Here is a 12,068-nt window from a genome sequence, read left to right as displayed (position 1 = left end):
TTGCAGACGAGACGCACATGAGCGATTCAGAACACACCCCGAACGAGTTCAACCTGCAACGCCGTCGCATCCTTATGGGCATGGGAGTCGCAGGTGCGGCACTGGCCGGTGGCGCCCTGAGCTGCCCGGCCATGGCGGCGAGCAGCCCGGCAAACGCACAGGTGACCCAGGCACCCAGCAGTGACAAAACCCGGGATCATCACGACTTTATCGGCCAGCACCAAAATGGCATCGTCACCCCGCGCCCTGCCGCCGGCATGCTGGTGGCCTTCGATGTGCTGGCCGCCGACCGTGCAGACCTGGAGCGCCTGTTCCGCACCCTGAACGAGCGCATTGCCTTCCTGATGAAGGGCGGCCCGGTACCCCAGGTTGACCCCAAGTTGCCACCGGTTGACTCCGGGATTCTCGGCCCCGTCGTAACCCCGGACAACCTGACCGTCACGGTGTCGGTGGGCGAGTCCCTGTTTGACGAGCGCTTCGGCCTGTCGCCCCTCAAACCCAAACGCCTTAGCCGCATGCAAGGCTTTCCCAATGACGCACTGGAACCTGCGCAATGCCACGGCGATCTGAGCCTGCAGTTTTGCGCCAATACCGCCGACACCAACATTCACGCCCTGCGTGACATCGTAAAAAACATGCCCGACTTGCTGCTGGTGCGCTGGAAGCAAGAAGGCACCGTACCGCCACAAGCCCCGGCAAAACCCGGCGAACCGGCGCAGAGCGCGCGCAACTTCCTGGGCTTTCGCGACGGTTCGGCCAACCCCGACTCCAACAACAACGCGGCCATGAACCAGATTGTCTGGGTACAACCCGGAAGCGACGAGCCTGCCTGGGCGGTCAACGGCAGCTACCAGGCGGTGCGCATCATTCGCAATTTCGTCGAGCGCTGGGACCGCACCCCGCTGCAAGAGCAACAAAGCATCTTCGGTCGCAACAAGGCCAGTGGCGCCCCTATGGACGGCACCCGCGAAACCGACGTGCCGGATTACAGCAAAGACCCCCACGGCAAAATCACCAAGCTGGACGCCCATATCCGCCTGGCCAACCCGCGCACTCACGAAACGCGTAACAGCCTGATCCTGCGCCGGCCCTTCAACTACTCCAACGGGGTCAACAAAAACGGCCAGTTGGACATGGGCCTGCTGTTCATCTGCTACCAGAGCGATCTGGACAAAGGCTTTATCGCCGTGCAAACCCGCCTCAACGGCGAACCGCTGGAGGAGTACCTCAAACCGGTGGGCGGCGGTTACTTCTTCACCCTGCCGGGCGTGCGCAGTGACCAGGATTTCATTGGCCGCGCCTTGCTCGATGCGAGTGCTTAGCAGGCGCTTGCGCCGCAAGCAGATGCACACATCACCCCCTCAACCAACCGGAAAAAGTCCCATGAAGAAGACGCCGCTCGCACTGTTCCTGGCCCTGGGTTTGCTCCACACCCCGCTCTCGGCACTGGCTGCAACCGCACCACTGGACCTGGTGCAACCTGTTTCGGACTACAAAATCTACGTCACCGAGCAACTGGATGAGCTGGCCAGCAACACGCAGAAATTCACCGATGCCGTGAAAAAAGGCGACCTGGCCACGGCCAAAAAGCTCTACGCACCGACCCGGGTGTACTACGAGTCGATCGAACCGATTGCCGAGCTGTTCAGCGACCTCGATGCCTCGATCGACTCCCGGGTCGATGACCACGAAAAAGGCGTAACCGCACCCGATTTCACCGGGTTTCACCGCATCGAATACGGCCTGTTTTCAGAGAACAGCACCGAAGGTCTTGATCAGTTGGCCGACGGCCTGAACAAAGACGTGAAAGACCTGCAAACTCGAGTCGCCGGGCTGACCTTCCCGCCCGAAAAAGTCGTCGGCGGTGCCGCAGCCCTCATGGAGGAAGTGGCCGCTACCAAGATTTCCGGCGAGGAAGACCGCTACAGCCACACTGACCTGTATGACTTCCAGGGCAACGTGGACGGCGCGAAAAAGATCTTCGACCTGTTCCGCGTACAAATCGGGCAGAGCGACAAGGCCTTTGCCGCCAAGGTGGATAAAAACTTCGCCACGGTGAGCAAGATCCTGGCCAAGTACAAAACCGCCGACGGTGGTTTTGAGACCTACGACAAGGTCAAGGACAACGATCGCAAGGCGCTGGTCGGCCCGGTCAATACCCTGGCCGAAGACTTGTCGACCCTGCGTGGCAAGCTGGGTTTGAATTAAAAAAATGCTTTTAACAGCGCCAACCGATGTGACATTCGTCACATATCCGCAGGTTGGCGCTACGGCATTTTTGCTCTAAAAAACCCTGCACTTTATATTTAAAGCCTTCAACAGCTGTTCAATTTCGTTCAATTGATGTAAGAATCTGAGCACGCCAGACGGGCGCTGTGGGCTTGGAAAGACCAGGTTGTCCCTTACAAAGGCTATTCCTGAATAGCACCTGTCTAGTGTTTAGAAAACATGGACTGTTGATCTAACTTTCATAGGTTTTTCACAAAGTTGCGTTTAACGTATAGACCTGCCTCATAGGGTGACCCCCCTGGAGTTAGCAGGAAAATCATGTAGATAACGCAATTTATTAACTTTACGTTTGTATGTAATAGTCTTTACTCGTGAAGGGCGCGAGCCTCTAAAAGTGCGCTTGAGTGGGGCCGACTTAGACATGTCGTCTTGTGCCATTGAAACTGACTGGAACGAAAAATTTGAAACCCTACCCTATCCAGTGTGTGTCGATCGTCATCCCGGTCTACAACGAAGAAGAGAGCTTGCCCGAACTCCTGCGCCGCACTGAAGCGGCCTGCGCGCAGTTGAGCCAGGCCTATGAAATCGTGCTGGTCGATGACGGCAGCCGGGACAAATCGGCGCAAATTCTTGAAGAAGCGGCCGAGCGTGAAGGCAGCCACGTTGTCGCGGTGATCCTCAACCGCAACTACGGGCAACATGCCGCGATCATGGCCGGCTTTGAGCACTCAAAAGGCGACGTGGTCATTACCCTCGATGCCGACCTGCAGAACCCGCCGGAAGAAATCCCGCGCCTGGTCGCACAAGCGGCACTGGGTTACGACGTGGTCGGCACCGTGCGCAACAACCGTCAGGACTCCGCCTGGCGCCGCTGGCCTTCGCGCCTGATCAACATGGCCGTGCAACGCTCCACCGGCGTAGCCATGAGCGACTACGGCTGCATGCTGCGCGCCTATCGCCGCTCCATCGTCGACGCCATGCTGGCCTGTCGCGAACGCAGCACCTTTATCCCGATTCTCGCCAACAGCTTTGCCCGTCATACCACTGAAGTGCTGGTAGAGCATGCTGAGCGCGAACACGGCGACTCCAAGTACAGCCCGATGCGCCTGATCAACCTGATGTTCGATCTGATCACGTGCATGACCACCACCCCGTTGCGCCTGCTGAGCATTATCGGTTTCAGCATGGCGGTACTGGGCGTGCTGTTCGCCATCGCGCTGGTCATGTTGCGCCTGATCTTCGGCGCCTCCTGGGCCGGCCACGGTACTTTCGTACTGTTTGCGGTGCTGTTTGTATTCACCGGCGGGCAATTTATCGGCATGGGGCTACTGGGTGAATACCTGGGTCGCATGTACAGCGACGTACGGGCCCGGCCACGATTTTTCATTGAGAAAATCGTTCGCGCCGAACCTGAAGCTTCTTCTGTTCCAACTAGCAACCCGACTTCTACTACTTCGACACAGGTCCAATCATGAGTTTGAAAGCCGTTGTTTTCGCCTATCACGATATTGGCTGCACAGGCATCGAAGCCTTGCTCAATGCAGGCTACGAAATTGCTGCTGTGTTTACCCATGCTGACGACCCGAAAGAAAATAACTTTTACGGCTCCGTCGCCCAGCTGTGCGCCCGCAAAGGCATCCCGGTACATGCACCGGAAGACGCCAACCACCCGCTGTGGATCGAGCGCATCCGCAAGCTGAACGCCGATTACATTTTCTCGTTCTACTACCGCAACCTGCTGGGCGAAGAGCTGCTGGCCAGCGTCAGCAAAGGTGCTTTCAACCTGCACGGCTCGTTGCTGCCACGCTACCGTGGTCGCGCACCGGCCAACTGGGTACTGGTCAACGGCGAAACCGAAACCGGCGTTACCCTGCATCGCATGGTCAAACGTGCCGACGCTGGCGACATCCTGGCCCAGCAGCGCATCAGCATTGAGCGTTCCGACACCGCACTGAGCCTGCACGCCAAACTGCGCGAAACCGCGGCCCAACTGCTGGCCGAAGCCTTGCCGCTGCTGCCTGAAGGCAAGCTCAAGGAAACCCCGCAAGACGAATCCAAGGCCACCTACGTGGGCCGCCGCACCGCGGCCGATGGCCTGTTGCAGTGGAGCCGCCCGGCCGAAGAGCTGTTCAACCTGGTTCGCGCTGTTACCCAACCGTACCCGGGCGCTTTCTGCGCCGTGGGCGAGCACAAACTGATTGTCTGGGGCGCCGAAGTGGTTGCCGGCAATCAGGGCCATGCACCTGGCCAGGTCATCAGCTGCGACCCGCTGCGCATTGCCTGCGGCCAGGACTCCCTGATCGTCACTGCCGGTCAGCGCAATGACAACGGCCTGTACTTGAGCGGCCCGCAACTGGCCCGCGAACTGGGCCTGGTTGAAGGTTCGCGCCTGCGTGGCAGCGAGTCCGGTCGCCCGGCACGTCGCACCCGCGTCCTGATCCTGGGCGTGAACGGTTTTATCGGTAACCACCTGTCCGAGCGCCTGCTGCAAGACGACCGTTATGAAGTGTACGGCCTGGACATCGGCTCCGACGCCATCGACCGTCTGCGCAGCCACCCTAACTTCCACTTTGTGGAAGGCGATATCAGCATCCACACCGAGTGGATCGAGTACCACATCAAAAAATGCGACGTGGTCCTGCCGCTGGTGGCCATCGCAACGCCAATCGAATACACCCGCAACCCGTTGCGGGTTTTCGAGCTGGACTTTGAAGAAAACCTCAAGCTGGTTCGCTACTGCGTCAAGTACAACAAGCGCGTGATCTTCCCGTCCACGTCCGAAGTGTATGGCATGTGCCAGGACAAGAACTTCGACGAAGACACCTCCAACCTGGTGGTTGGTCCGATCAACAAGCAGCGCTGGATCTACTCGGTTTCCAAGCAACTGCTGGACCGCGTGATCTGGGCCTACGGCACCAAAGGCCTGAAATTCACCCTGTTCCGTCCGTTCAACTGGATGGGCCCGCGCCTTGACCGCCTGGACTCGGCTCGTGTTGGCAGCTCGCGTGCAATCACCCAGCTGATCCTGCACCTGGTGGAAGGTACCCCGATCCGTCTGGTTGACGGCGGCGAACAAAAACGCTGCTTCACCGACGTGGCCGACGGCATCGAAGCCCTGGCACGCATCATCGACAACAAGGGTGGCAAGTGCGACGGCCAGATCATCAACATCGGCAACCCGGATAACGAAGCAAGCATTCGTCAACTGGGCGAAGAGTTGCTGCGTCAGTTCGAAGCTCACCCGCTGCGTGCCAACTTCCCTCCGTTTGCCGGTTTCCGCGACGTTGAAAGCCAGTCGTTCTACGGCACAGGCTATCAGGACGTCAGCCATCGCAAGCCCAGTGTAGAAAACGCCCGTCGCCTGATCGACTGGACGCCGACCACCGAGCTGAGTGAAACCATTGGCAAGACCCTGGATTTCTTCCTGCGTGAAGCCATGGTAGAAATCGCGGAAAAACGCTGATGCAAGCTGGACTACGTATTGATGTCGACACGTACCGTGGAACCCGTGAGGGGGTTCCGCGGCTACTCGAACTGCTCGACGAAGCCCAGATCAAAGCCACGTTTTTTTTCAGCGTGGGGCCGGACAACATGGGTCGCCATTTATGGCGGCTGATCAAGCCCCAGTTTTTCTGGAAGATGATGCGCTCCAAGGCGGCCAGCTTGTACGGCTGGGACATCTTGCTGGCCGGCACCGCCTGGCCGGGCAAACCGATCGGCAAGGATCTGGGGCACTTGATGCGCCAGACCCTGGCCGCCGGCCATGAAGTTGGCCTGCACGCCTGGGATCACCACGGCTGGCAGGCCAATACCGGCCGCTGGAGCGAGGCCCAACTGATAGAGCAGATCCGCCGTGGTGTCGAGACGTTGAGCGACATCACCGGGCAGGCCGTCGAGTGCTCGGCCGCCGCCGGTTGGCGGGCTGATGAACGCGTAGTCCAGGCCAAGGAAACCTTTGGCTTTCGTTACAACAGTGATTGCCGCGGGCACAGTCTGTTTCGGCCAAGGTTGGTCGACGGCAGTCTGGGCGCGCCGCAAATCCCTGTGGATTTACCCACCTTCGATGAAGTGGTCGGACCGCAGATCAGTGCCGCCGATTTCAACTCATACATTCTTGATCGCTTCAGCCCGCAAAAGCTGAATGCGTACACCATCCATGCTGAAGTAGAAGGGATTCTAATGGCGAACGACTTCCGTCAATTACTGGCTCAAGCCCGTGCCCGCGACATTCACTTTCAACCCTTGCGCGACTTGCTCCCCGTCGACCTCAACAGCCTGCCTGCCGGGCAGTTGAGCCGTGGTGTGCTTGAAGGCCGCGAAGGCTGGTTGGGAGTGCAGCAGCCATGACTTCACGCTGGACAATACCGCTGCTGGTTTTAGCCTTTGTTGCGTTTTACCTGTTGCCACTGGGCACCCACGGCTTGTGGATTCCTGACGAAACGCGCTATGCGCAAATCGGCCAGCAAATACTGGTCGACGGTAACTGGATCACCCCGCACTTCATGGATTTGCGTTACTTCGAGAAGCCGATTGCCGGCTACTGGATGATTGCCATTGGCCAGGCCATTTTTGGTGAAAACCTGTTTGGCGTGCGCATTGCGTCCGCCATCGCCACCGGCCTGAGTGTGTTTCTGGCCTATGCCGTGGCCCGCCGGTTGTGGAATGACCCGCGCAAAAGCTTTGCCTGCGCCCTGGTGTACATGACCTTTGGCCTGATTGCAGGCCAGGCCGGGTATTCCAACCTCGATCCGCAGTTCACCCTGTGGGTCAACCTGAGCATGGTTGCGTTGTGGTTTGCCGTTGACAGCACCCGCCCCCGCGATCGCCTGATCAGTTGGGCCGTACTGGGTTTTGCCTGCGGTATGGGTTTCATGACCAAAGGCTTTCTGGCCCTGCTGTTGCCCGTGCTGATCGCCCTGCCCTACATGATCTGGCAAAAGCGTTTTCTGGAGCTGGTCAAGTACGGCCTGGTGGCCATGCTGGTCGCCGCCGCCGTCTCGCTGCCGTGGGTACTCGCGGTTCACGCCCAGGAGCCCGATTACTGGCGCTTCTTCTTCTGGCACGAGCACATTCGCCGCTTTGCCGGTGAAGACGCCCAGCACGGTCGTCCATGGTGGTTCTATCTGCCGTTGATGGTTGTCTCCAGCTTGCCGTGGGCAGCCTTGTTGCCCGTTGCATTCAAGGACGCCTGGAAAAACAAGCGCCATGCCAGCATTGTGTTCGTACTGCTGTGGTTGCTGCTGCCGCTGGGCTTGTTCAGCCTGAGCAAGGGTAAATTACCGACCTACATCATGCCGTGCATGTTGCCGTTGGCCCTGTTGATTGGCCACGCGATGATGCAGCGGGTTGAGCAGGCCAAAACGTCAGCCTTGCGCTTCAATGGTCTGGTCAACCTGATCGGCGGCAGCGCAGCGTTGCTGGCCCTGGTCTACTTCCAGATCAAGCAGCCGTTCTATGAAAACGAACCGCAGCACCTGGCCTTGCTGGTTGTCGTGCTGCTGACGTGGATCGTGACCAGCCTGCTGACGTTGAAAAACCCGCTGAAAATGTGGGCTGCGCCTGCCCTGGCGATGGGTGTTCTGGTGCTCGCACTGCCTGCGGCCATGCCGACCAGCGTGGTGCACAACAAGATGCCCGACCAGTTCATCCTCGAGCATATGGACGAACTGTCCCAGGCCAAAACCTTTCTGAGCAACGACCTGGGCGCAGCCTCTGCCCTGGCCTGGCGCCTGCGCCGGCCGGACGTGACGCTTTACAACACCCAGGGCGAAGTCAAATACGGCCTGACCTATGACGACGCCAAAGGCAAAAGCATCGGCCTGGCCGATATTGGCCAGTGGATGATTGACGCCCGCCGCCAGGGCTCTGTGGGCGTGGTGATGCGCGTCAAGGACAGCGACGAAAGCCATGAAATGGACGCGTTGCCCAAAGACGCCAAACGCTATGACGAAGGCAACATGGTGATTCTGATTTTCCCGCAGATCGCTCCATGACCCTGACACTCCTGCTGCTGGCTTGCCTGCTGACCTGTGCCGGCCAGATCGCCCAGAAATACGCGGTCGAGAGCTGGCGCGGGATCGACACCGGGGTGGCGCAAAAACTGCGTTCGCCCTGGTTGTGGCTGGCACTGCTGTGCCTTGGCCTGGGTTTGCTGGTGTGGTTGCTGGTGTTGCAACGGCTGGAGGTCGGGATTGCTTACCCGATGCTCAGCCTCAATTTTGTACTGATCACCCTGGTGGCCCGCTACCTGTTTAAAGAAGCCATCGACCTGCGCCATTGGTTGGGCGTCGGGTTGGTGATTGCCGGGGTGGTTTTGCTGGGACAACACGCATGAACCTGCGCCGTGGATTTGCCTTTGCCTCAGGCAGCGTGCTGCTGGTCAGCGGTGCCCAACTGGGTATGCGCTGGAGCATGACGCGCTTGCCGCAGCCATCTCAATGGCTGACCGCAATCAGTCAGGGTGATGTATCGCTCATCGCGCTGGGCGTGGTGTTTGGCGCAATCGTCGCCTACGCACTGTCGATGCTGTGCTGGCTGCTGGCCCTGCGCGACTTGCCGCTGGGCCGGGCGTACTCGCTGCTGAGCATCAGCTACGCGCTGGTGTATTTGCTGGCTGCCAGCCTGCCGATTTTCCATGAAAGCTTCACGCTTTCAAAAACCCTTGGTGTGACCTTGGTCATTCTGGGGGTGCTTACGATCAACTCTCGACGTACCCCAAGTTCCAGGAACTGCGCATGAAAATCAGTGTAATTGGTAGTGGTTATGTTGGCCTGGTGCAGGCGACGGTACTGGCGGAAGTCGGCCACGATGTGATCTGCATGGACATTGACCAGAAGAAGGTCGAATTGCTGCAGCAAGGTCACGTGAGCATTTTTGAACCCGGGCTTTCCAGCCTGGTGCGTGAAAACCTTGAGAGCAACCGCCTGCGCTTTACCAGCGATGAAAAGCTCGCCATCGAGCACGGCCAGGTCCTGTTCATCGCCGTCGGCACTCCGCCCAGCGAAGACGGCTCGGCAGACCTGGGCCAGGTGTTCTCTGTAGGTGACGCGGTTGCCCGCCACCGCAAGGAACCACTGATTTTGGTCGAGAAATCCACCGTACCGGTTGGCACCGGTGACGCGCTGACCGCCCATATCAACAAGGCCCTGGACCAAACTGGGCGCACCCTGCAATTCGACGTGGTCTCGAACCCCGAATTTCTCAAGGAAGGTTCGGCGGTCAGCGATTGCCGTCGCCCGGACCGCATCATCATCGGCTGCGCCCGTGAAGAAGTGCGCGAAGTCATGCGTGACCTTTACGCGCCCTTCAACCGCAACCATGACCGCATCATTTTCATGGACCTGCGCAGCGCCGAACTGACCAAGTACGCCGCCAACTGCATGCTGGCGACCAAGATCAGCTTTATCAACCAGATCGCCGAGCTGGCCGAGCATCTGGGAGCCGACATCGAAGCCGTTCGCCTGGGCATCGGCGCCGACACCCGTATTGGCTACCACTTCATTTACCCTGGCTGCGGCTATGGCGGTTCGTGCTTCCCCAAAGACATGCGCGCGCTGATCCACAGTGCCCAGCAGGTCAATTGCTCAAGCGACCTGCTGCAAGCTGTCGAAGCCATCAACGAACGTCAGAAACACAAGTTGTTTGACCGTATCAATGCGTTCTTCAAGGGCGATCTTAAAGGCAAGACCTTTGCCCTGTGGGGCCTGGCGTTCAAGCCCAATACCGATGACATGCGCGATGCGCCAAGCCGTGTATTGATGCAAGCCTTGTGGGCCGCGGGCGCCGACGTACGCGCCTTTGACCCCGAAGCCATGCAGGAAACCCAGCGCCTGTACGGTGACGAACCGCGCCTGAGCCTGATGGGCACGCCGGAATCGACGCTCAACGGTGCGGACGCCTTGATCGTGTGTACCGAGTGGCAGCAATTCAAGGCCCCTGACTTTGACCTGATCAAGCAGCGCCTCAAGACCCCGGTAATTTTCGATGGCCGCAACCTGTATGAAGGTGAGCGCCTGGCGCGCATCGGCTTGCAGTACTTCCCGATGGGCCGGGGGGAATCGTGCAACCTGCCGGTGTCCCAGGGCGCAACGGCCGTTTGATTGGGTAATCACGCCGCCATTGGCAACAATGGCGGCGTTTTTTTTGTTCGTAGATTGAGTCAAGGAGACTCGACATGCCTGCCGACTTCAACCGCATAGCCTTGCTGACACAGCGCAGGCATTCCCTGATTCTGGGGGCACTGGCATTAGTGCTGTTTATCCTGGGCAATCATCAAGAGGCAGCGATCGGCTTTGATTCGCGCTTTGTCATGTTTGCCAACGAGATGATGCGCCACGGCCCCGGTTTCTTTCCGACCACCTATGGCCAGCCCTACGCTGACTACAGCGCAACCTCGACCGTGCTGACCTGGTTACTGTCGCTGCCCCTCGGCAAGGTCACCAGCCTGACCGCATGGCTGCCCACTGCATTTGCCAGCGCCACACTGGTCACCTTGATGTATCGCCTGATCGCACCGCAATCGAGCACCTGGGCCCTGGTCAGCGTGGCCTTGCTGTTGCTGAGCATGACCTTTGTAACTGAAACCCGAGCTGTTTCGCTGGACCAAATGCTCGCAGCCGTGAGCTTCAGCGCATTCTATCTGGCCTACTCCCACGAGCACTTCGGAGCGCCTCGCCGGTACTTCTTGCTCCTGGCCCTGCTGGTACTGGGGTTTGCCATTCGCGGCCCGATCGGCCTGGTGATCCCTACCGGTATTGTCTGCAGTTTCTACCTGCTTAACGGCCAGTGGCGCCGACTGATCACCTTCGGGCTCCAGGCTCTGGTTCTGCTGGTGCTGTGCATCGGCACGTTGCTGATGCTGGCCTGGATCAGTGGTGGCGAAGACTTTGTCCATGAAGTGATCCGCATGCAGGTGACCGGGCGCATGGACGGCACCGAAGGCGCAAGCAGCGTGCTGTATTACTTCACCAGCTCCATGGGCAACTATGCGCTGGCTTACCCGCTGGCGATCGCCGTGCTGGTGGCGATCCTGGTTGCCGGGCGCAAACAGTCCGGGCCGGCCCTGCAACTGGTCAAATACTGCGTTGCAGCCGCTCTGGTGGTGATGATCGGTCTGTCGATTCCTCAAGCCAAGAAAGCCCGATACCTGCTGCCCATGATGCCAATGGTCGCGATCATTGCAGCGTATCCGTTTCAAGTGATGCAGGGCCGGGTGTTTGGCGTTTTACGCGGCTTCATTCAAGGCATCTTTCTGCTGTTGCCGGGCTTGTTGATTGCCGGGTTACTGGTTGCCCGCTCGCGTTTTGGCGAGCAACTGCCTGCATTGAACGGCACTTTCATGGTGCTGGCGGTTCTGCAGCTGCTGGCTGTGGGCTTGCTCTTCAAAGCCCAATGGCGCATGGCCGGGTTGGCGGCGTGTGCGGTTCTGGCGCTGTGGAGCAGCTACATCATGGTGTATGAACCGGCCGAACGCAGCCTGTACGACACCCGCGCATTCACTCAAAAAACCATGCAGTTGATCGACCAGGCACCGGCACCGCTGGTACTGCACGGCATGGGCAAAGACGCCAAGGCCATCAAGTTCATGGTCAACGTGAACCGCGACCTGCTACCGCTGTTCACGCAATCGCCAGCAGAGCTGAGCGCATTGCCAGCCCCGGTCTGGATCGTCATGGACCGCAAGGATTACGAGGCCCTGCAAGGCAGTGAACTGGGCAACATCGCACCGGCACTCAGTGGCCGCTTCGATAAAAACGATTACGTGTTGCTGCATATGCGTTGATCACTGGGGTGGGTAACGGCTGTCGAGACAAAACGCAAAATCTCGTCGCGCAGAGTAC

At 59.1% G+C, this 12,068-nt stretch carries 10 protein-coding genes; all 10 read left to right on the top strand.

From position 1 onward, the window contains the following. The first annotated feature begins 17 nt into the window (after nucleotides 1-17). Nucleotides 18-1,322 carry an iron uptake transporter deferrochelatase/peroxidase subunit gene (efeB, locus tag BLW11_RS15460; protein WP_048361957.1) on the top strand — a complete coding sequence of 435 codons (1,305 nt, stop codon included), beginning with the start codon at nucleotides 18-20 and terminating at the stop codon, nucleotides 1,320-1,322. Between the two features lie 61 nt (nucleotides 1,323-1,383). After that, nucleotides 1,384-2,208, top strand: a complete 825-nt coding sequence (efeO, locus tag BLW11_RS15455) for an iron uptake system protein EfeO (protein WP_048361958.1) — start codon at nucleotides 1,384-1,386, stop codon at nucleotides 2,206-2,208. 482 nt (nucleotides 2,209-2,690) lie between these two features. After that, nucleotides 2,691-3,704 carry an undecaprenyl-phosphate 4-deoxy-4-formamido-L-arabinose transferase gene (gene arnC / locus BLW11_RS15450; protein WP_048361959.1) on the top strand — a complete coding sequence of 338 codons (1,014 nt, stop codon included), beginning with the start codon at nucleotides 2,691-2,693 and terminating at the stop codon, nucleotides 3,702-3,704. Then, on the top strand, nucleotides 3,701-5,692 hold the full coding sequence (arnA, locus tag BLW11_RS15445) for a bifunctional UDP-4-amino-4-deoxy-L-arabinose formyltransferase/UDP-glucuronic acid oxidase ArnA (RefSeq protein ID WP_048361960.1): 1,992 nt from the start codon (nucleotides 3,701-3,703) through the stop codon (nucleotides 5,690-5,692). Before arnC ends, arnA begins: the two co-directional genes overlap by 4 nt. Next, on the top strand, nucleotides 5,692-6,576 hold the full coding sequence (gene arnD, locus BLW11_RS15440) for a 4-deoxy-4-formamido-L-arabinose-phosphoundecaprenol deformylase (protein WP_048361961.1): 885 nt from the start codon (nucleotides 5,692-5,694) through the stop codon (nucleotides 6,574-6,576). The genes arnA and arnD overlap by 1 nt, the downstream gene beginning before the upstream one ends. Beyond that, nucleotides 6,573-8,222: a lipid IV(A) 4-amino-4-deoxy-L-arabinosyltransferase gene (gene arnT, locus BLW11_RS15435; RefSeq protein ID WP_048361962.1), complete on the top strand. Its 1,650-nt coding sequence runs from the start codon at nucleotides 6,573-6,575 to the stop codon at nucleotides 8,220-8,222. Before arnD ends, arnT begins: the two co-directional genes overlap by 4 nt. Further along, nucleotides 8,219-8,563, top strand: a complete 345-nt coding sequence (gene arnE / locus BLW11_RS15430; protein ID WP_048361963.1) for a 4-amino-4-deoxy-L-arabinose-phosphoundecaprenol flippase subunit ArnE — start codon at nucleotides 8,219-8,221, stop codon at nucleotides 8,561-8,563. Before arnT ends, arnE begins: the two co-directional genes overlap by 4 nt. After that, nucleotides 8,560-8,967 carry a 4-amino-4-deoxy-L-arabinose-phosphoundecaprenol flippase subunit ArnF gene (arnF, locus tag BLW11_RS15425; RefSeq protein ID WP_048361964.1) on the top strand — a complete coding sequence of 136 codons (408 nt, stop codon included), beginning with the start codon at nucleotides 8,560-8,562 and terminating at the stop codon, nucleotides 8,965-8,967. Before arnE ends, arnF begins: the two co-directional genes overlap by 4 nt. Continuing rightward, nucleotides 8,964-10,328 (top strand): UDP-glucose dehydrogenase family protein, encoded by a 1,365-nt coding sequence (locus BLW11_RS15420; protein WP_048361965.1) that lies wholly within the window; start codon nucleotides 8,964-8,966, stop codon nucleotides 10,326-10,328. Before arnF ends, BLW11_RS15420 begins: the two co-directional genes overlap by 4 nt. A 74-nt stretch (nucleotides 10,329-10,402) precedes the next feature. Next, the gene (locus BLW11_RS15415) at nucleotides 10,403-12,010 is read left to right on the top strand and encodes an ArnT family glycosyltransferase (RefSeq protein WP_048361966.1); all 1,608 of its coding nucleotides are present in this window, start codon (nucleotides 10,403-10,405) and stop codon (nucleotides 12,008-12,010) included. The last annotated feature ends 58 nt before the right edge of the window (nucleotides 12,011-12,068 follow it).

Origin of the sequence: Pseudomonas deceptionensis (assembly GCF_900106095.1) — a bacterium.
In the GTDB taxonomy this organism is placed as follows: Bacteria; Pseudomonadota; Gammaproteobacteria; order Pseudomonadales; family Pseudomonadaceae; genus Aquipseudomonas; species Aquipseudomonas deceptionensis.
Note: the sequence above shows the minus strand (reverse complement) of the source record. Positions and strands in the feature narration are given on the sequence as shown.